The following is a 21060-nucleotide window of genomic DNA, read 5'->3' as shown; positions in this document are numbered from 1 at the left end:
CAGGGACTTTTTTATGGAAAGTAAGGTAGGAAGGTGGAGCAAGCACAATTACCAGATCGATTAGAAACAGAACGTCTAGTCTTACGAGTCCGCACCGTGGCTGATGCAGTGGATATCTTTGACTATGCCAGTCGGCCAGAAGTCTCCTACCCAGCAGGCTTTCCGCCCGTCAAGACCTTGGAAGATGAGATTTATTATCTGGAGCATATCCTTACTGAGCGCAATCAAAAGGAAAATCTCCCAGCAGGTTATGGGATTGTTGTCAAAGGGACTGATAAAATCGTTGGCTCTGTTGATTTCAACCATCGCCATGAAGATGATGTGCTGGAAATCGGCTATACCTTGCACCCAGACTATTGGGGACGTGGTTATGTGCCAGAAGCAGCGCGAGCCTTGATTGATCTGGCTTTTAAAGAATTGAATCTTCATAAAATTGAATTGTCTTGTTTTGGCTACAATGTCCAAAGTCAACGAGTCGCAGAGAAGCTTGGCTTCACCCTCGAAGCTCGCATCCGAGACCGCAAAGATGCTCAGGGCAATCGCTGTGATGATTTGAGGTATGGGTTGTTGAGGAGTGAGTGGGAGGTGGTTTGATGCACATTTTCATCATTGGGGCTCCAGCTTCTGGGAAAATGACGATTGGTCAAGAGTTATCTCGACTGACAGATGCTACCCTCTTTTATAACCATAAAGCCATAGATTTTGCACTAGAAATCTATCAGGACTTTACAGAGGAAATGTGGGAGTTTGTTCGAGGGATTACCTTTTCTTTTCTTGAAACAAGCGCTCGGAATCATAGGTCGATTATTTTAACAGACGTAATTGATTTTTCAAATGATTACCAGCTGATTTATTTGAAGCAAATTCAGGATTTATTGGATAACTTCCATCAAGAGGTTATGTTTGTTGAGTTGGAAACAAGTCTTGAAGAGCGCTTACATCGAAATCGAACGGAGAACCGTTTAAAGCACAAACCCTTAAAACGACATATTAAGGTATCTGAAAGAGAAATTTTAGAGACCAATGAAACACTTCAATTAAATTCTCAAAATCAACCGAATGAGTTGCACCACTACCTTAAAATAAATAATACGAATCTGTCTGCAGAAGAAGTTGCTAAGCAGATTCAAGATAAAATGAATACAATAGAGAAAGGACACACACATGTCTAAAGAACTTTCACCTAAATATAATCCAGCCGAGGTTGAGGCTGGTCGTTATCAAAAATGGCTTGATGCTGATGTTTTCAAGCCTTCAGGCGATCAAAAGGCTAAGCCTTATTCAATCGTGATTCCACCGCCAAATGTGACTGGTAAACTTCACCTTGGTCACGCTTGGGACACAACCTTGCAGGATATCATCGTCCGTCAAAAACGCATGCAGGGTTTTGACACGCTTTGGCTTCCAGGTATGGACCACGCGGGGATTGCCACTCAGGCTAAGGTTGAGGAGCGCTTGCGTGGTGAGGGCATTTCCCGCTATGACCTTGGTCGTGAGAAATTCCTAGATAAAGTCTGGGAATGGAAAGACGAATATGCGACAACTATCAAGGAACAATGGGGCAAGATGGGCCTCTCTGTGGACTATTCTCGTGAGCGTTTCACTCTTGATGAAGGTCTGTCAAAAGCCGTTCGCAAGGTTTTTGTCGAGCTTTACAAGAAAGGCTGGATCTATCGTGGTGAGTTTATCATCAACTGGGACCCAGCAGCTCGCACAGCTCTTTCTGATATCGAGGTGATTCACAAGGACGTGGAAGGTGCCTTCTACCACATGAACTACATGCTGGAGGATGGCTCACGCGTCCTTGAAGTAGCGACCACTCGTCCTGAGACGATGTTTGGAGATGTGGCCGTTGCGGTCAATCCAGAAGACCCACGCTACAAGGACTTGATTGGTAAAAATGTCGTCCTTCCTATCGCTAACAAACTCATTCCAATCGTTGCGGATGAACATGCGGATCCTGAGTTTGGGACAGGTGTCGTGAAAATTACGCCTGCCCACGATCCAAACGACTTCTTGGTTGGTCAACGCCATAACTTGCCACAAGTTAACGTGATGAACGACGACGGAACCATGAATGACTTGGCCTTTGAATTTGCAGGCATGGACCGTTTTGAAGCCCGAAAGGCTGTTGTCAAGAAACTGGAAGAAATCGGTGCCCTTGTTAAAATCGAAAAACGTGTCCACAGCGTTGGTCACTCAGAGCGGACTGGCGTTATGGTTGAGCCGCGTCTGTCTACCCAGTGGTTCGTCAAGATGGACCAATTGGCTAAGAATGCCATCGTCAACCAAGCTACAGATGACAAGGTTGAATTTTACCCATCTCGTTTCAACGATACCTTTCTTCAATGGATGGAAAATGTCCACGACTGGGTTATCTCTCGCCAGCTATGGTGGGGTCACCAAATTCCGGCCTGGTACAATGCAGACGGCGAAATCTATGTGGGTGAAGAAGCGCCGGAAGGCGATGGTTGGACTCAAGACGAAGATGTACTTGATACTTGGTTCAGTTCAGCTCTTTGGCCCTTCTCAACCATGGGTTGGCCGGATGTCGATTCAGAAGACTTTAAACGTTACTTCCCAACCTCAACCTTGGTAACTGGTTACGACATCATCTTCTTCTGGGTATCTCGGATGATCTTCCAATCCTTGGAATTCACAGGCCGTCAGCCATTTCAAAACGTCCTGATCCACGGTCTTATCCGTGACGAGGAAGGTCGCAAGATGTCCAAGTCTCTTGGAAACGGGATTGACCCAATGGATGTCATTGACAAATATGGTGCTGATGCCCTGCGTTGGTTCCTGTCAAATGGCTCTGCCCCTGGCCAAGATGTCCGCTTTAGCTATGAAAAGATGGATGCTTCTTGGAACTTCATCAACAAAATCTGGAACATTTCCCGCTATATCCTCATGAACAATGAAGGTTTAACGCTGGATGCAGCGCGTGAGAATGTCGCTCAGGTGGCGGCTGGTCAAGCTGGAAATGTCACAGACCGCTGGATTCTCCACAATCTCAATGAAACTATCGGAAAAGTCACTGAAAACTTTGATAAGTTTGAGTTTGGTGTGGCTGGACACATCCTCTATAACTTCATCTGGGATGAATTTGCGGACTGGTATGTTGAGTTGACTAAGGAAGTCCTTTATAGCGATAACGAAGAAGAGAAGGTCATCACACGTTCTGTTCTCCTTTACACCTTGGACAAGATCCTTCGTCTCCTTCACCCAATCATGCCATTCGTGACAGAGGAAATTTTTGGACAAATCTCAGAAGGTACCATTGTGACAGCAGAATACCCAGTGGTTCGTCCAGAGTTTGAAAATGCCGAGGCAGCAGCTGGCGTGGAAGCCCTCAAGGATCTGATTCGTTCGGTGCGCAATAGCAGAGCTGAGGTCAATGTGGCGCCAAGCAAGCCAATCACCATCCTTGTTAAGACAAGCGATAGCGACTTGGAAGCCTTCTTTAACAGCAATGTCAACTACATCAAGCGCTTCACAAATCCAGAACACTTGGAAATCGCCTCAAACATCCCTGCACCTGAACTCGCAATGTCAAGCGTTATCACAGGAGCAGAAATCTACTTGCCACTGGCAGACCTCCTCAATGTTGAAGAAGAACTCGCGCGTCTTGACAAAGAACTAGCTAAATGGCAAAAAGAACTGGATATGGTCGGTAAGAAGCTCTCTAACGAACGCTTCGTAGCCAATGCCAAACCAGAAGTCGTTCAAAAAGAACGCGACAAACAAGCCGACTACCAAGCTAAGTACGATGCGACCGTAGCGCGGATTGATGAGATGAAGAAATTGGTTTAAAACCCCAATTTATTATATGAATATGATGAAAACACAGTGCAAAAACTGTGTTTTTTTGGTATAATGGAAAATAAAGTGTTAAAGTAGGTTATTAAATTGTCTATATCAGATATTGAGTTTGAACGTAGTGAGAAGCATTACCGTTACTTAAGACTAGCTATTGAACAGTTATCTGAAACGGATAAAACTTTTATTAGAGAGAATTTGTTAACGATTATTTCGGGACGTGAAAGTTCCTTATCCTTGAAGGAAGAAGCAAGAGAATTGCTAAATTATCTTGGAAGAATTGACATTAACAAAAGAAATGGAGCAATAGCGGAATTAGTTGTCATATGTTTATTGAGAACAAAAGGTTTTTCTCAAGAATATTGTTTTAGAAATTTAGAGGAAAATTCTGCTAAAAAAGGGTTTGACGGTCTTGTACTTGAGGGTGAAAAATTCTGGTTGTTAGAGAGTAAATCTAGTCAGATAGGACATAATAATAGTCATAGAAATACAGTATATAGAGCATACAAAGGATTAGAGAAACAATTATCTGGTGAAAATGAAAAAATCAATAATCCGTGGCGGAATGCATATAATCATACAAAAATTGCTCAATCACCACATAGTTTAGTTAAAAGAGTTGCGGAATTATCAACGAATTATACTAACGGAGACTATTTTAAAATTGAGGATAATAACGTTATTATAGGATCGACGATTATACCAGATAAGAGAGGGAATCATCATATTAATGAAATTAATTTTGAAATTTCTACCTTAAATAATTTTATAAAAAATCATAAATCAAAAGATGAGATAATTATCGCAATTAATTTACAAACTATTGAAATTTTTTTGGAATACTTAGAGGAAATCATTGATGAGTAGCGATGGGAAAAGTACATTGACAACACTCTCTAAAAGAGAAGAGATTGTAAATATTATCTTAGAATTATTGTTTATAAAAGAACAATTAACTAATCGAGACGCAGAATATTTATTTGCAATATCATTGTTATTTATTGAAGAATTTGAAAAAAATAGATCCAGAAGTTATTATATAGAATTTGCGTATTCAATTATTGTTAGAACATGCTTTAAAATCAATGACTACAGATCTCTATACGATTTTTCAGTTAATTTCGGTTATTATCCAATTGCGCGAAAACTTTTAAAAAGTGGTTTGGTAGATGAAGGAATATTGAATTATTTTCTTTCGGATTTAAAACTTGCTCAATTCTCAAACGGTGATAAAATAAACACGTTTGAACAGGATAAAGTATCTAAGGAAATCATTGCTTCAGAACATAAAACTTTTGCTTTTGTTGCTCCAACATCATATGGAAAAAGCGAAATAATTTATCAACATATTTTAGAAAATAATGAATTGGACAATATTGGAATTATAGTACCTACTAAAGCGTTGATTGACCAAGTATTCCGAGAAGCAAAAAAGCTAAGAGAAGTAAATAGAAAAATTATAACTCATGAACAGAATTATAATGATTCGGATCGACGAGTACTTGCGATTGTTACACAGGAGAGAGCGTTGCGGTTAATTGAACAACACTTAATATTCGATTCTCTCTATATCGACGAAGCGCATGAACTGTTTAACTTTGATTTCGGTTTGAAACATGCAAATAGAAGCCTGTTGTTAGCAAGATTACTTAAACTCAACAAGAAACTAAATCCCGAACTAAATATATACTATTTTTCACCTCTAATTCAAAATGTTAATAATTTATTGTTAAAGAATGAAGAAGGGAATGTAGAGCAATNTAAAATTAGCAATAATTTAAAGGTTTTAGATATAAGATATGTTAGTAATGCCAATGAAGAGTTTGTCTTCGAGCAATATTTGGGTTCCTTTTTTAAATTATCTAATACGGAAAATAATTTAAAATATATTGTTAACTGTAGTAAAAATTATAAAAAAATTTGCATTATTTATACAGGCCTATTTATATAGAACATTATGCTGAAGAATTATGTGACCAATTACCTGAGTATGATGAATTACCAAAATCACTCGTTAATTTAATTGAAGAATTGAAGGATATAGTTCATCCTAAATTTAAGCTAATTGAATTTCTATCAAAAGGAATTCTATATCTACATGGTAGACTACCAAATAATATAAGGAATTATCTTCTGAAATGTTTTAGAGATGATACTTCAATTAAACATTTAATTGCCAATTCAGTTATTCTCGCTGGTATGAATATGCCCATTGACTCTTTATTCTTTATTTCAGGTTTTTCGGCTACTAATGAACTAATAAACTTAGTTGGTAGAGTCAATAGATTGAATGAGATTTTTTCAAATAATGGTGAACTAAAAAAAATCTTAGTTCCTGTACACTTTGTGGAACTTGATAGCTATCCTCAAAATAGGAATGGTCAATTAAAGAAAACAGTTGAATCTTTACGAAGTAATATTAAGGATTCTGTAAAAAATCCACTATTAGAGAATTCTGTAGTAAATAAATCTAATTTAGAAAATTCCGAGAAAATTTTAGCTTTAGAAAGTAATATAGTTAATGATTTTGATAATCCTAGTTTTATTTCTCGTCTCACGAGATCTGGAGCTCAGCAACTATTAAATTATACGGAGTTAGGTTTAATAAAATTAGAGAATATTATAAATGAGACAGAAATTATCCATAATGCTGATAATGTTTACAAAGAAATATTGCTTAAAGTTAAGGAAGTGTTTTTTGATAATTTTGTTAATGAAGGTGCCGATAGAGCTATAGACTATAGGTATTTTCATCCGAATAACAATGTCAAACGTTTACGATTTGAACCTACAATTAATTACTATGCAGGTTTTATTCCAAGTTCATACTCCCCTCTAAAGGCTAGAGTCAATAATTTAGTATCATATTGGAAAAAAATTTTAAGTTCTCCTTCGGATTATGCTGAAAATTTCATGCAATATGTTGGTAGCCAATTTGGGGAAAAAGCGTATCAGTCGGATGATTATAATGATTCCAGATCAAAAGTTTATATAGATTTAAATGACTATAGAACTAGAGAATATGATATGTATAATATTGCCATTATTAAACTCCAAACAGATGATGAATTTGTAGATTATGAAGTTGGTTTATTAGTAAACTCATTAAGAGAATTTAATATTATCTCAGATGATTTGTATAATTTGTTTATGTTTGGAACAAATGACATAAAAGAGTTACAAATTTCGCAATTAGGATTAAGTAAAAATTTATATAACACACTAAAAAATGATAACCAAATTCAAAACATAGAATTTGATGATTTTCATAATCCAAGAGCGAATCATCATTTAAGAGAGTACATACTCTCTAAGCAAGGAATTGAAAAATTTGAATTAGAACAATATTTTTTATAAACTATATAGGGCTATATATCTTTTATTTTAGAAAGCAGGTTACTACATGACAAATTTTGTAAGTTCGAACCGTCCTGAGAAGTACAACATTGCAGCTTTCTTCTTAGGTGTTGGGGAATTGAGTTGAAATTTGAATAGCCTAACTAGTTCCTAATGGTGTAAATCAATTAGCTTATTAGTATGCACGTCAGTCTTATAAGTTAAATCACCTATATACTCATCTGAATGATTGGGATATTCATGTTGTTCAGCCAGAGAACATTCCAACTATGCATTTGGAGATTATTATGAAAGTCTCTACTTTACTGTAAATTCCCTCAACCAAGTTCAGTTTCATCTGAGCTTGGTTTTTCTATCCCTTCCTCTTTCATCCCTCACCGACTTAATACTTTCTTTTAAGCCTTAAAAATGATAAAATAAGACAAACAAACTATAGGAGAACATAATGACTAAAGCAAATTTTGGTGTTGTTGGTATGGCTGTTATGGGTCGTAACCTTGCTCTAAATATCGAATCTCGTGGCTATACGGTTGCCATCTATAATCGCTCAGCAAATAAGACAGAGGACGTCGTTGCTTCTCATCCTGAGAAAAACTTTGTGCCAAGCTATGATGTGGAGTCTTTTGTAAACTCTATTGAAAAACCACGTCGGATTATGCTGATGGTTCAAGCTGGTCCTGGTACAGATGCGACTATTCAGGCGCTGCTTCCTCACTTGGATAAGGGTGATATCCTGATTGACGGTGGGAATACTTTCTACAAAGATACCATTCGCCGTAATGAAGAGTTGGCTAACTCTGGTATCAACTTCATCGGTACAGGTGTTTCTGGTGGCGAAAAGGGCGCATTGGAAGGGCCATCTATCATGCCGGGCGGTCAAAAAGAAGCTTATGAGCTGGTAGCGGATGTCTTGGAAGAAATCTCTGCCAAAGCTCCTGAAGACGGTGCACCATGTGTGACCTATATCGGTCCTGATGGCGCTGGACACTATGTAAAAATGGTCCATAACGGGATTGAATATGGAGATATGCAGCTTATCGCTGAAAGTTATGACCTTATGCAGCACTTGCTGGGGCTTTCAGCTAGTGAAATGGCTGACATCTTCACAGAGTGGAACAAAGGCGAGCTGGACAGCTATCTGATTGAGATTACAGCGGATATCTTGACACGCAAGGACGATGAAGGTCAAGATGGCCCAATCGTTGACTACATTCTGGATGCGGCTGGTAATAAAGGAACCGGTAAGTGGACCAGTCAATCTTCTTTGGATTTAGGTGTGCCGCTGCCATTGATTACTGAGTCAGTCTTTGCGCGTTACATTTCTACCTACAAAGATGAGCGTGTGGCTGCCAGCAAGGTATTGCCAAAACCAGCTGCATTCACCTTTGAGGGAGACAAGGCAGAGTTGATTGAAAAGATCCGTCAGGCTCTGTACTTCTCAAAAATTATGTCTTATGCTCAAGGTTTTGCTCAATTGCGTGTAGCGTCTAAGGAAAACAACTGGAATCTGCCGTTCGGTGAGATTGCTTCTATCTGGCGTGCTGGCTGTATCATCCGTGCCCGCTTCTTGCAAAAGATTACAGACGCATACGGCCGTGATGCTGACCTTGCAAACCTGCTCTTAGATGAATACTTCATGGATATTACGGCTAAATATCAGCAGGCAGTCCGTGATGTTGTCAGCTTGGCTGTGCAAGCAGGAGTACCAGTGCCAACCTTCTCTAGTGCCATTGCTTACTTTGATAGCTATCGTGCGGAAAATCTGCCAGCTAATCTGATTCAGGCGCAGCGTGATTACTTTGGTGCTCATACATATAACCGTAAAGACAAAGAAGGTACCTACCACTATTCTTGGTACGACGAAAAATAGGATAGGCCTATGGCAAAGCGAATTTTACTAGTAGAAAATGAAAAAAATCTTGCCCGATTTGTGAGTTTGGAACTGCAAAAGGAAAGCTTTCTTGTAGATTTAGCTGAGACTGGTCAAGAGGGGCTAGCTCTGGCTAAAGATGCCGATTATGACTTGCTTCTGCTCAACTATAATCTTCAGGATATGACTGCCAGCGACTTTGCTCAGCAGCTGAGTTTGATTAAGCCAGCGTCCGTCATTATCGTCCTGGCTAGTCGCGAAGAGATTGCAGAGCAGCAGGAAGCAATCCAGCATTTTGCCGTTTCATACGTAGTCAAGCCTTTCATTATCAGTGACTTAGTGGAGCGTGTCTCTGTCATTTTCCGCGGGCGTGACTTTATCGACCAGCACTGCAGCCTCTTGAAAATTCCGACCTCTTATAGGAATCTGCGAGTGGATATTAAAAATCACACGGTTTACCGTGGTGAGGAAGTTATCGCACTGACGCGGCGGGAGTACGATCTGTTGGTGACCCTTATGGGCAGCAATAAGGTCATGAGCCGTGAGCAGCTGCTGGAGCGTGTCTGGAAGTACGAGAGTGCAACGGAGACCAACGTTGTAGATGTTTATATTCGTTATCTGCGCAGTAAAATTGATGTGGAAGGGCAGCCAAGCTATATCAGAACCGTTCGCGGTGTTGGTTATGCCATGCAAGAATAAAAATTCAAAACTCTGTTCTCCTTAGGGAGACGGAGTTTTTTGCGCTTGTTACAGTATTGATAGGAGAAATAATGCGGACTTTCTGATTATTCTATGCAATCGTTTTCGTTGAAATATAGCAAAAATATGTCTCGTAAAAAGGGATTTTAGCCTTTGGAATGCAAAAAAAGAGAAAATATTTTTATAAAAGCCTTTACAAAATAAAAAATCGTGCTATAATAGAAGTATCGACATGCAAACGATTTCACAAAAACGGACTTGTTTGCAAAAAATATAAGGAGGTCTGAATGATGAAAGATTCATTCAAGAACATTTTTAGCTTTGAATTTTGGCAAAAATTCGGTAAAGCTTTGATGGTGGTCGTTGCTGTTATGCCGGCAGCAGGACTGATGATTAGTATCGGTAAATCGATCCCGATGATTAATCCAAATCTAGGTGTTTTAGTCACTATCGGCGGTGTCTTAGAGCAGATTGGTTGGGGGGTTATCGGTAACCTGCATATCCTCTTTGCTTTGGCTATTGGTGGAAGCTGGGCAAAAGAACGCGCAGGCGGTGCCTTCGCAGCAGGTCTGTCCTTTATCCTGATTAACCGTATCACTGGTGTTATGTTTGGTGTTACCAGCGATATGCTCTCAGATAAGGCTGCTGTAGTTAAAACAATGTTTGGCGCATCTATTAAGGTTTCTGATTATTTCATCAGCGTTCTGGAGTCACCAGCTCTGAACATGGGTGTCTTTGTCGGAATTATCGCTGGTTTTGTTGGAGCGACAGCTTATAACAAATACTATAATTTCCGTAAATTACCGGATGCCTTGTCATTCTTCAATGGTAAGCGTTTTGTACCTTTCGTTGTTATCTTGCGCTCAGTAATCGTGGCAATTGTTTTGTCATTCGTATGGCCAGTTGTTCAATCAGGTATCAACAGCTTTGGTATTTGGATTGCTAACTCACAAGATACTGCACCAGTTTTAGCACCATTCATCTATGGTACTTTGGAACGTCTCTTGCTTCCATTTGGTTTGCACCACATGTTGACCATTCCGATGAACTACACAGAATTAGGTGGTGTTTATCACGTTATTACTGGTTCTGGTGCGGGAACAACTGTAGCTGGTCAAGATCCACTATGGTTGGCTTGGGTAACTGACTTGGTTGGTACGAAATCAGCTGATCCTTCTACTTACCAACACTTGCTTGATACAGTTCATCCAGCTCGATTCAAGGTTGGTCAGATGATTGGTTCATTCGGTATCCTTATGGGGGTAGCGGCAGCTATCTATCACAATGTAGATGCTGATAAGAAGCACAAATACAAAGGTATGATGATTGCGACTGCTTTGGCGACCTTCTTAACAGGGGTTACTGAACCAATCGAGTACATGTTCATGTTCGTTGCAACACCGCTGTATATCATCTATGCATTTGTACAAGGTGCTGCGTTTGCAATGGCTGACATCGTAAACCTTCGTGTGCACTCATTTGGTTCTATCGAATTCTTGACCCGTACTCCTATGGCCATCAATGCTGGCTTGGGAATGGATATCATCAACTTCATTTGGGTAACTATCCTCTTTGGTGTTGTGATGTACCTTATTTCTAACTTTATGATCAAGAAGTTCAACTATGCAACTCCAGGACGTAACGGTAACTATGAAACAGCAGATGGTTCAGACGAAGCATCTTCATCAGAGTCAACTGGTGGTAAAGTTGCTGAAGCATCTCAAGCAGTAAATGTTATCAACCTTCTGGGTGGTCGCGCTAATATCGTAGATGTAGATGCATGTATGACTCGTCTGCGTGTGACTGTCAAAGATGCTGAAAAAGTTGGAACAGAAGAACAGTGGAAAGCTGAAGGCGCTATGGGCTTGGTTATGAAAGGTCAAGGCGTTCAAGCTATCTACGGACCAAAAGCTGACGTTCTCAAATCTGATATTCAAGACTTGTTGGATTCTGGTGAAGTGATTCCTGAAACACTTCCTAGCCAAAAAGCAGAATCAGCAGCTGCCGAAGTTACTTACAAAGGTGTGACTGAGGAAGTTGAAACTGTTGCGGACGGTCAAGTCATTGACTTGGCAGATGTTAAAGATCCAGTCTTCTCACAAAAGATGATGGGTGATGGATTTGCAGTTGAGCCTGAAAATGGTAAGATTTATTCACCAGTTGCTGGTACAGTAACTAGCGTCTTCCCTAGCAAGCATGCTATCGGTCTTGTGACAGATAATGGCCTGGAAGTCTTGGTACACATTGGCTTGGAAACTGTTAGCCTTGAAGGTAAACCATTCGAAGTTCATGTTTCAGAAGGTCAAAAAGTTGCAGCTGGAGATCTTCTTGTAACGGCTGACTTGGAAGCAATCAAGGAAGCAGGACGTGAAACTTCAACAATCGTAGTCTTCACCAATGCAGCAGCCATCAAGTCTGTGACAGTAGAAAAACTTGGTCAAGCATCTGCTAAGACAGTTGTTGCTAAGGTTGAATTGTAATATAGAAAAGAGAAATCATGGCAAAATTCCTGACATTAAATACTCATAGTTGGATGGAAGAAGAGCAAGAAACCAAGCTTAATGAGCTTGCAGAACGCATTCTTCAAGAAAAATATGATGTCATTTGCCTGCAGGAAGTCAATCAATTAACGGAGTCTGAACAGGTTGTTCAGGCTCCTTTCTATCAGGCGGTTGAGGGCGCAATTGAGATCCATCAAGACCATTTTGCTCTATGTCTGGTAGAAAAATTGGCTGAAGCAGGACTGGACTATCATTGGTCCTGGGCCTATAATCATATTGGGTTTGATATTTATAACGAAGGAGTGGCAATTCTGTCCAGAAAGCCGCTGACTCCTAGAGAAGTTCTGGTATCAGAGGTTAATGATCCTAGGGATTACCATACCCGCAAGGTCTTGCTAGCCGAGACTGAGGTGGAAGGTCAATTGCTAACAATTGCCTCCTGCCATCTGTCTTGGTGGGACAAAGGCTTCCAGGGGGAATGGGCTAAGCTTGAAGCAGAGCTGCTAAAAGCAGAAACTCCTCTGGTCCTCATGGGCGATTTCAACAATCCAGTCGGTCAACAAGGCTACCAGACTATCTTAGCCAGTCCACTGAAGCTGCAGGATAGCCATACTGCTGCAAAAGAAGCTATCGGAGAGGCGACAGTAGAAGGGACTATTGCAGGCTGGGATGATAATAAACATGCTCTGAAGATAGACTATGTTTTCACTAGTCAAGGGATGAGCATTGAGCGCTCCGCTGTCGTTTTTGACGGGAAAGAAACCCCTGTTGTCAGTGACCACTTTGGTTTAGAAGTGCAAGTGACTTTATAATAGTAAAAAGATGAGGTAAGACTGAGAATGAGACAGGTTTGCCTCTCTTTTTCTTTTTGATAAAGATATATTTAGGGTAAAATCGCGAAATTTTACACCCCAAACGGCTGTCTTTTGTTATTCTTGAAAACGTGTTATAATGAAGTATTAGGATTCTAGGAGGAAATGGTATGCGTTGTCCGAAATGTGGTGGGAATAAATCAAGTGTGGTTGATAGCAGACAGGCAGAAGATGGGAATACAATCCGTCGCCGCCGTGAGTGTGAGGAATGTCAACACCGCTTTACGACCTACGAGCGCGTCGAAGAGAGAACCCTAGTGGTTGTCAAAAAGGACGGGACGCGTGAGCAATTTTCTCGGGATAAGATTTTTAACGGTATTATTCGCTCCGCTCAAAAGCGGCCAGTATCTAGTGACGAAATAGAGGAGATTGTCAACCGAATCGAGCAAAAGGTCCGCAGTCAGAGCGACAATGAAATCAATAGTGAGTATATTGGATCCTTAGTCATGGATGAACTGGCAGAGCTGGATGAAATCACCTACGTTCGTTTCGCCAGTGTTTACCGGAGTTTCAAGGATGTGGGCGAGCTGGAAAGCCTGCTCAAGCAGATTACCAAGGGGTCCAAGAAGAAAAAGGACAAATAAATGAAACCAAACCATCAGTTTTCTTTCTTGCGCAATAATGCAGTCAGCCCAGATATTGCTGTCTTGACCAAGCTCTATTTGCCGATTTTAGGGAGAGAAGCGATAGCACTTTATCTTTATCTGCTGTCTTTTGGGGATAATGAGCAAAAGCAGCATCTCTTCAGTCAGATTCTCAATCATTTAGATTTTGGACTTAATATTTTAGAAGAAAGTTTTGAGCGTTTGGCGGCGATTAAGCTAGTAGATCTTTATCAAACAGATGACCACTATCTGGTTCAACTCCACCCAACCTTAACGACGGAGGAATTTTTCAGCCATAATGTGTACAGTCGGCTCTTAGAAAAGAAAATCGGCGAGGCTGCTGCAGAAGCCCTGCGACCAGAAAATCCTAGCGGAGAGAAATTGGTCAAACCTTTTATGCAGGTGTTTGGTATGGAAGCTGAGCAAGCAAGGGCAGTGCGAAAGGCCAATGATTTTGACTTGGAGTATTTCAAGCAACGGATGGCTCAGGACAATCTTCGCTTTGCCAATGAAAAGGAAGATGTGCTAGAATTGTTTGCAATTGCTGAGCAGAAGAAGTGGACTTGGTATGAGACCTATGTCTTGGCTAGAGAAACAGCCGTTTCTCAGGTCATTTCTACCAAGCGGATGAAGCAAAAGCTAGTTCAGAAGCCAGCAGAAGGTCAGTTTTCTAAGCAGGAGCAGTCTATTATCCAAGAAGCGAAACGAACATCGCCAATGGTTTTCCTGGCAGAAATTAAAAAAACCCGTCAGGCTGCTATTACGAGGACGGAGAGAAAGCTTTTGCTAGATTTAGCTGAATTAGGCCTTTTGGACGAGGTTATCAACGTAGTCTTACTCTTGACCTTTAATAAGGTGGATTCAGCCAATCTCAATGAAAAGTACGCCCTCAAGGTAGCCAATGATTTTTCTTATCAAAAGGTGACGACAGCTGAGGAAGCTGTCTTGAAAATTCGTGAGCGCAACCAGCAGCCCCAGAACCGTCCAGCTAAATCTGGACAAGGCTCTACCAAGAGCAACGTACCTGACTGGAGTCAGCCGGATTATAAAAATAAAACGAGCGCAGAGAGGCAGGCCGAGCTAGAAGAGCAGAAACGTCGGCTCTTAGCCAAACTTGAAGGAGGAGGCGAATAAATGGAGAAAATAGGACAGAATATGCCTCATATGAATAGGGTGTGGCAGTTTGACTATCAGGAGCTGGTCAAGCAGATTATGGCGGATTCAGATGTGGCAGCCTTTATCCAGCAGGAAAAGCTGACCCAAGCTGAGATTCAGCGTAGTGTCTCCAAGTTTAACCAGTATATTACGGAGCGCAACCGCTTTTTGCTGGGGGATGAGACCTATATTGCCAAGGGCTATAAGCCAATCTTGGTGAAAAATGAAGGCTATGCGGATGTTGCCTATGAAGAGACGCCTGAGTTGATTGAGCAGGAGAGACAGGAGGCCATTAGAAACCGTCTCAATCTTATCAGCCTACCAGCCAGTCTCAAGGAGGCTAGTCTGGCTCAGGTGGATCTGGACGATGATGGCCGCTACAAAGCTTTTGAACTTTTGACCAACTTCGTTGCTGAGTTCCCGAATTATCAGAAGGCTGTTTATCTCTACGGCGATTTTGGGGTCGGTAAGAGTTATATGATGGCTGCTCTGGCGCATGATTTGTCAGAAAAACGCAGTGTTTCAACGACACTGCTCCATTATCCAAGCTTTGTTTTAGATGTTAAGAATGCGATTAGCTCTGGCTTGGTCAAGGAGAAGATTGATCAGGTCAAGACAGCTCAAGTGCTGATTTTGGATGATATCGGTGCAGAGCAGTCTAGCCCTTGGATGCGCGATGAGATTTTGCAGGTCATTCTCCAGCACCGTATGCAGGAAAATCTGCCAACTTTCTTTACTTCTAACTTTAAGTTTGCAGATTTGGAGCGTCACTTTGCCAGCTCTAAGAATGGCGATGAGACTTGGCAGGCCAAGCGGGTTATGGAGCGAATTAAGTTTCTGGCTCAGGAGGTGCGCCTAGAAGGAGAGAACCGCCGATGAATGAAACAATTAACTTGATGAATGCTCACACGTCTGTTCGCCGCTTTACGGAGGAGCAGATTTCGGATAAGGAATTACGTGCCATCATTGATGCTGGGCGGGCTGCGTCCAGCTGGAAGAATTTCCAGTCCTATTCGATCATTGTGGTGCGAAGCAAAGAGAAAAAAGAAGCCCTCTTTGACTTGGTGCCTCAAGAAGCCATTCGGCAGTCTTCGGCCTTCCTGCTTTTTGTCGGTGACCTCAATCGAGCTCAAAAGGGCGTTCACATGCATACGGAAGACTTTTATCCTGAGGGAACAGAAAATCTCCTGATTAGCTCAGTAGATGCTGCTTTAGCGGGGCAAAATACCCTGTTAGCAGCTGAAAGTTTAGGCTACGGCGGGGTAATCATTGGGCTGGTTCGATATGCTGCCAGTCAAATAGCAGAGCTTTTTAAGCTACCGGACTACACTTATCCAGTCTTTGGGATTGCTCTGGGAACTCCCAACCAGAATCATGCAGTCAAGCCACGCCTGCCTTATGAAGCAGTGGTCTTTGAGGCAGAATATCATGAACAGGATCGTTCAACTATCCAAGCTTATGACCGCGTACAGACTGAATATGCAGGTGAGCGAGCTAAGGGGACCTGGAGTCAGCGCCTAGCTGCTCAATTTGGTCAGGAGCCAAATCAGGCTATTGACCAATTGTTCAAAGAAAAGAAATTAGAAAAATAGGACGGAGTTTGGCTCTGTCCTAAAGAATGAAAGAGGAAAAACATGGCCTTACCAACTATTGCCATTGTCGGCCGGCCTAATGTCGGCAAATCAACGCTTTTCAATCGGATTGCCGGTGAGCGGATTTCCATTGTGGAAGATGTCGAAGGGGTGACCCGCGACCGAATCTATGCGACAGCAAGCTGGCTCAACCGTAAGTTTAGTATTATTGACACGGGCGGAATTGACGATGTTGACGCGCCTTTTATGGAGCAAATCAAACACCAGGCTGAGATCGCTATGGACGAAGCAGATGTTATCGTTTTTGTCGTGTCTGGCAAGGAAGGTATTACAGATGCGGACGAGTATGTAGCTCGCATGCTTTACAAGACCCATAAGCCGATTATTTTAGCGGTCAACAAGGTGGACAACCCCGAAATGCGCAATGAGATTTTTGATTTCTATGCGTTGGGCTTGGGCGATCCATTCCCAGTTTCTTCAGTCCACGGGATTGGTACAGGGGATGTTCTTGACGCCATCGTTGAAAATCTGCCAAATGAAGAAGTCGCTGAAAATCCTGATATGATTAAGTTTAGTCTGATTGGCCGTCCTAATGTCGGTAAGTCTAGCTTGATCAATGCTATCTTGGGTGAGGAGCGTGTTATTGCCAGTCCTGTTGCTGGTACGACGCGTGACGCTATTGATACGGTCTTTACAGACAGTGAAGGTCAGGAGTTTACCATGATCGATACGGCTGGTATGCGCAAGTCAGGCAAGGTCTATGAAAACACAGAGAAGTACTCTGTCATGCGGGCTATGCGGGCCATTGATCGCTCAGATGTCGTTCTGATGGTGCTGAATGCCGAAGAAGGAATTCGTGAGTACGACAAGCGAATCGCTGGCTTTGCCCATGAAGCTGGAAAAGGAATGATCATCGTCGTCAATAAGTGGGATACGCTAGAAAAAGATAACCATACCATGAAAGACTGGGAAGCAGATATTCGTGACCAGTTCCAGTATCTGTCTTATGCACCGATTATCTTTGTCTCTGCCCTAACCAAGCAGCGTCTCCATAAGCTGCCGGACATGATTAAGAAAATCAGTCAGAGTCAGAATACTCGTATTCCGTCAGCGGTGCTCAATGATGTTATCATGGATGCCATCGCCATTAATCCGACACCGACTGACAAGGGCAAGCGTCTCAAGATTTTTTATGCGACTCAGGTAGCGACCAAACCGCCAACCTTTGTCATCTTTGTCAACGAAGAAGAACTCATGCATTTCTCTTACCTGCGTTTCTTGGAAAATCAAATCCGCAAGGCCTTTATTTTTGAAGGAACCCCGATTCACTTGATTGCAAGGAAGCGGAAATAGAGTTGTAAAACAGCAATTTGACAAACATACGTTTATATGTAAAAATGAAAGTAAGCATAAGAGCTTGCTTTTCTTTTTTTATGTCGAAAGTATGGTATAATGGTGAGATAAATGTAAGGTGGTAATTATGGCAAAATTAATTCCTGGTAAGATTCGGACAGAAGGAATTGCCCTGGTTGAAAACAATAAGGTAGTAATCCTTGAGGTCAGTGATTCTCTTTTATATGCTCGTGTAGATGAGTGTAATTTGCGCTATAGCTTGGATGATGATGTCATCTTTTGTTATTGCGACTTTTTCCAGAAGAAAAAATACTGTGCCCATCTGGCAGCCTTGGAGTATTATCTGAAAAATGCTCCATCTGGAAAAGATGTGCTAAAGAGTATGGAAGAAGAGGAGTTGACCAGTCAGGAGACCCAAGAGCTGGTTTCTTTTGGAAGCTTGTTCTTGGATAAAGTCTTGCCGGATAAATCCAATCAACAGGTTCGTTATGAGCTTTCGGCTACTGGTCAGGAGGATTCTTATACAGGGCAGTTTCTCTGGAGTCTCCGAATCAGTCGCTTGCCGGACGAGCGCTCTTATGTTGTCCGAGACGTTCTTTCCTTCCTTCGGACCTTGGAAAAGGGCGGACATTATCAGATTGGTAAGAGTTACTATGAGGCTATTCATTTGGAGGATTTTGATGAAGCCAGTCAAGATTTGCTCGTTTTCCTGCAAGGACTAGTGCTCGACTATCAGGGGCAAGATTCCTCTTTGATTTTCCCAAATGCTGGGCGCAATCTTTTCTTCCCGGCTAGCATCTTTGAAGAGGGAGTTATCTTCTTGATGAATCTGTCTTCTTTCCGCTTAGAATACAGCCTTTATGACTACAGTGAAGTCTTTTTCCAAGATTTACATGAAGAGTCAGAAGTTTATACTTTCCAAGTGGAAGAGTATGAAGAGCATTTTGAGCTAGTCATTGCTGAGAAGAATTATAAGATGCTTTATGATGGTCAGTTTATTTTTTATGGAGATACCTTCTACCAGCTAAATCCTCAGCAGATAAGACTAATTAAGGCTTTACGGGAGTTGCCTATAGAGCATGATCGGTTGAAGCGCCTGCAATTCGACTTGTCAGAGAGAACGAAGCTGGCTTCCAGTTTGTCTGAGTTTAAAAAGGTTGGTCGGGTAGAAGCACCTGAAAGTATGATGATTCATGACTTTACAGCCAAGTTTGACTTTGACATCGGTCCTGACAAGCGTCTGATTTTGGACACTGTCTTTGACTATGGAGACAGGAAAGTGACGACTCGCAAAGATTTGGAACGTCTGCCTTTTGCAGGTAATTTTGAGCATGAGCAGCAGGTATTTAAGCAAATGCTGCAGGCAGGTTTTGTGGCAGACTTTTACAGTCAGAGACCGCCTCTGAAGCCGGAAGAAATTTATCATTTCTTCTCAGAAGTCATTCCCAATTTTGAGGCTTTGGGCCGTGTCAGCATGACAGAAGAGTTAGAGGCACTGGCACAGACAGAAAGTCCAAGGATCTCTGTCAAGATGAAGGGTGGCCTTTTAGATATTAGTTTTGATTTTGCCGGTATTGCGCAGTCAGAGGTCGATGCGGTGCTTGATTCGCTCTTCAAGGAGCAGGACTTCTTTATCAGTAAGTCTGGGCAAGTTTTGATTTTCGATGAAGAGACCAAGGAAATGAGTAGGACTTTGCAGCAGCTGCGGAGTAAGCAGACTAAAAATGGCTTCATTCAGACTAGCAGTCTAGCAGCTTACCAACTGGCAGAGTTTTTCAAGGGCAAGGATAGGGTACAGTTTTCAAAAGATGTGCAGCAACTGGCCTTTGACCTGACTCACCCTGAGGAATTTCCTCTTCCCAAGCTGCAAGTCAAGGCTGACCTTCGGGATTACCAAGAGACGGGTGTCAAGTGGTTATCTATGTTGGATAAGTATGGATTTGGTGGAATTCTGGCTGACGATATGGGACTAGGGAAGACCCTGCAGACGATTTCTTTTCTGAGTTCGCGTATAGATGACTCTAAGAAAGTCTTAATCTTGGCGCCATCCAGCCTGATTTACAACTGGAGCGATGAGTTTGCTAAATTTGCTCCGCATCTGGATGTAGCGGTGGTGTATGGTCTGAAAAATGTTCGTGATGAGCTGATTGCGGAGAAGCATCAGATTACGATTACTAGCTATGCTTCTTTCAGGCAGGATGTGGAAGAATACCGGGACAATCACTTCCAGTATTTGATTTTGGATGAGGCTCAGGTCATGAAAAATGACCAGACCAAGATTGCCCAGTATTTGCGGGATTTTGAAGTGGAGCATACCTATGCCCTTTCTGGGACGCCGATTGAGAATAATCTGGGAGAACTTTGGTCTATTTTCCAAATTGTCATGCCAGGACTTTTGCCAAGTAAAAAGGAATTTTTAAAACTACCGGCTGAGAAAGTCGCCCGTTATATCAAACCATTTGTCATGCGGCGCAAGAAAGAAGATGTGCTGCAGGAATTGCCTGATTTGATTGAAGTTGCCTATCGCAATGAATTGGCAGATAGCCAGAAGACCATTTATCTGGCTCTGCTCAAGCAGATGCAGGACAGAATCATCCATGCGACAGAAGATGAAATCAATCGCAGTAAGATAGAGATTTTGTCAGGTCTTATGCGCCTCCGCCAGATCTGTGACACTCCGAAGCTGTTTATGGAAGATTACGAGGGCGAGAGCGGTAAGCTGGAAAGTTTGCGGGAATTACTTGAACAGATACAAGATGGTAATCGTCGTGTCCTCATATTTTCACAATTTCGTGGTATGCTGGATATTATCGAGAGCGAGCTGGACAAGCTTGGAATGGAGTCCTTTAAGATTACAGGCTCTACTCCGGCCAAGGAGCGTCAGGACATGACAACAGCATTCAATGACGGCCAGCGTTCAGCCTTTCTGATCTCCCTCAAGGCCGGAGGTGTCGGTCTCAATCTGACCGGTGCTGACACAGTCATCTTGGTTGACCTCTGGTGGAATCCAGCGGTTGAGGCCCAGGCCATCGGCCGTGCCCACCGTATCGGTCAGGAGCGCAATGTCGAAGTCTATCGGATGATTACACGGGGTACGATTGAGGAGAAGATACAGGAGCTTCAGGAGAGCAAGCGCAATCTGGTTTCGACTATTCTGGACGGAGCAGAAGCTAAATCCAGTCTCTCTGTGGAGGAAATTCGAGAAATTCTGGGAATTTCGGCAGAATAGCTTGAAAA

General features: G+C 42.1%; 16 protein-coding genes. All 16 read left to right on the top strand.

Annotation, left to right across the window (positions count from 1 at the left end; translation table 11 throughout):
- The first annotated feature begins 33 nt into the window (after positions 1-33).
- Positions 34-594 (top strand): GNAT family N-acetyltransferase, encoded by a 561-nt coding sequence (locus D8877_RS09665; RefSeq protein ID WP_125341052.1) that lies wholly within the window; start codon positions 34-36, stop codon positions 592-594.
- Positions 594-1172, top strand: a complete 579-nt coding sequence (locus D8877_RS09660) for an ATP-binding protein (protein WP_125341051.1) — start codon at positions 594-596, stop codon at positions 1170-1172. The genes D8877_RS09665 and D8877_RS09660 overlap by 1 nt, the downstream gene beginning before the upstream one ends.
- Positions 1165-3813 carry a valine--tRNA ligase gene (locus tag D8877_RS09655; RefSeq protein WP_125341050.1) on the top strand — a complete coding sequence of 883 codons (2649 nt, stop codon included), beginning with the start codon at positions 1165-1167 and terminating at the stop codon, positions 3811-3813. The genes D8877_RS09660 and D8877_RS09655 overlap by 8 nt, the downstream gene beginning before the upstream one ends.
- A gap of 96 nt (positions 3814-3909) precedes the next feature.
- Positions 3910-4686 carry a hypothetical protein gene (locus D8877_RS09650; RefSeq protein ID WP_125341049.1) on the top strand — a complete coding sequence of 259 codons (777 nt, stop codon included), beginning with the start codon at positions 3910-3912 and terminating at the stop codon, positions 4684-4686.
- A complete protein-coding gene (locus D8877_RS12465) occupies positions 4679-5770 on the top strand; it encodes a DEAD/DEAH box helicase (RefSeq protein ID WP_260468726.1) in 1092 nt (363 codons plus the stop codon). The genes D8877_RS09650 and D8877_RS12465 overlap by 8 nt, the downstream gene beginning before the upstream one ends.
- Positions 5740-7176: a helicase-related protein gene (locus tag D8877_RS12460; RefSeq protein WP_260468725.1), complete on the top strand. Its 1437-nt coding sequence runs from the start codon at positions 5740-5742 to the stop codon at positions 7174-7176. The genes D8877_RS12465 and D8877_RS12460 overlap by 31 nt, the downstream gene beginning before the upstream one ends.
- A gap of 445 nt (positions 7177-7621) precedes the next feature.
- Positions 7622-9046, top strand: a complete 1425-nt coding sequence (gnd, locus tag D8877_RS09640; RefSeq protein ID WP_002896998.1) for an NADP-dependent phosphogluconate dehydrogenase — start codon at positions 7622-7624, stop codon at positions 9044-9046.
- A 9-nt stretch (positions 9047-9055) separates the two neighbouring features.
- Positions 9056-9745, top strand: a complete 690-nt coding sequence (locus tag D8877_RS09635; protein ID WP_002903255.1) for a response regulator transcription factor — start codon at positions 9056-9058, stop codon at positions 9743-9745.
- A gap of 287 nt (positions 9746-10032) precedes the next feature.
- On the top strand, positions 10033-12225 hold the full coding sequence (locus D8877_RS09630; protein ID WP_011837379.1) for a PTS transporter subunit IIBC: 2193 nt from the start codon (positions 10033-10035) through the stop codon (positions 12223-12225).
- A gap of 17 nt (positions 12226-12242) precedes the next feature.
- A complete protein-coding gene (locus tag D8877_RS09625; protein ID WP_125353176.1) occupies positions 12243-13058 on the top strand; it encodes an endonuclease/exonuclease/phosphatase family protein in 816 nt (271 codons plus the stop codon).
- Between the two features lie 170 nt (positions 13059-13228).
- Positions 13229-13702: a transcriptional regulator NrdR gene (gene nrdR / locus D8877_RS09620; protein ID WP_002894570.1), complete on the top strand. Its 474-nt coding sequence runs from the start codon at positions 13229-13231 to the stop codon at positions 13700-13702.
- Entirely contained in the window at positions 13703-14857 is a 1155-nt protein-coding gene (locus D8877_RS09615) for a DnaD domain protein (protein ID WP_125341044.1), read from the top strand. It begins immediately after the preceding gene.
- A complete protein-coding gene (gene dnaI / locus D8877_RS09610) occupies positions 14858-15757 on the top strand; it encodes a primosomal protein DnaI (RefSeq protein ID WP_048772927.1) in 900 nt (299 codons plus the stop codon). It abuts the gene before it with no gap.
- Positions 15754-16470: an NADPH-dependent oxidoreductase gene (locus D8877_RS09605; RefSeq protein WP_125341043.1), complete on the top strand. Its 717-nt coding sequence runs from the start codon at positions 15754-15756 to the stop codon at positions 16468-16470. The genes dnaI and D8877_RS09605 overlap by 4 nt, the downstream gene beginning before the upstream one ends.
- 42 nt (positions 16471-16512) lie before the next feature.
- Positions 16513-17823: a ribosome biogenesis GTPase Der gene (der, locus tag D8877_RS09600; RefSeq protein ID WP_048772932.1), complete on the top strand. Its 1311-nt coding sequence runs from the start codon at positions 16513-16515 to the stop codon at positions 17821-17823.
- Between the two features lie 127 nt (positions 17824-17950).
- Positions 17951-21052, top strand: a complete 3102-nt coding sequence (locus tag D8877_RS09595) for a pilus expression-regulating Snf2 family helicase (protein WP_125353173.1) — start codon at positions 17951-17953, stop codon at positions 21050-21052.
- Positions 21053-21060 lie beyond the last annotated feature (8 nt).

Origin of the sequence: Streptococcus sanguinis, assembly GCF_003943735.1 — a bacterium.
Taxonomy (GTDB): Bacteria; Bacillota; Bacilli; order Lactobacillales; family Streptococcaceae; genus Streptococcus; species Streptococcus sanguinis_E.
The sequence above is the reverse complement of the archived record's forward strand: the minus strand, read 5'-3'. Positions and strand labels throughout refer to the sequence as shown.

Bases quoted from the DNA above. Each gene is read 5' to 3' on its own strand.
- dnaI (WP_048772927.1), top strand. From the start codon at position 14,858: ATGGAGAAAATAGGACAGAATATGCCTCATATGAATAGGGTGTGGCAG.
- gnd (WP_002896998.1), top strand. From the start codon at position 7,622: ATGACTAAAGCAAATTTTGGTGTTGTTGGTATGGCTGTTATGGGTCGT.
- nrdR (WP_002894570.1), top strand. From the start codon at position 13,229: ATGCGTTGTCCGAAATGTGGTGGGAATAAATCAAGTGTGGTTGATAGC.
- D8877_RS09615 (WP_125341044.1), top strand. From the start codon at position 13,703: ATGAAACCAAACCATCAGTTTTCTTTCTTGCGCAATAATGCAGTCAGC.
- der (WP_048772932.1), top strand. From the start codon at position 16,513: ATGGCCTTACCAACTATTGCCATTGTCGGCCGGCCTAATGTCGGCAAA.
- D8877_RS09655 (WP_125341050.1), top strand. From the start codon at position 1,165: ATGTCTAAAGAACTTTCACCTAAATATAATCCAGCCGAGGTTGAGGCT.
- D8877_RS09635 (WP_002903255.1), top strand. From the start codon at position 9,056: ATGGCAAAGCGAATTTTACTAGTAGAAAATGAAAAAAATCTTGCCCGA.
- D8877_RS09605 (WP_125341043.1), top strand. From the start codon at position 15,754: ATGAATGAAACAATTAACTTGATGAATGCTCACACGTCTGTTCGCCGC.
- D8877_RS09625 (WP_125353176.1), top strand. From the start codon at position 12,243: ATGGCAAAATTCCTGACATTAAATACTCATAGTTGGATGGAAGAAGAG.
- D8877_RS09595 (WP_125353173.1), top strand. From the start codon at position 17,951: ATGGCAAAATTAATTCCTGGTAAGATTCGGACAGAAGGAATTGCCCTG.
- D8877_RS09660 (WP_125341051.1), top strand. From the start codon at position 594: ATGCACATTTTCATCATTGGGGCTCCAGCTTCTGGGAAAATGACGATT.
- D8877_RS09630 (WP_011837379.1), top strand. From the start codon at position 10,033: ATGATGAAAGATTCATTCAAGAACATTTTTAGCTTTGAATTTTGGCAA.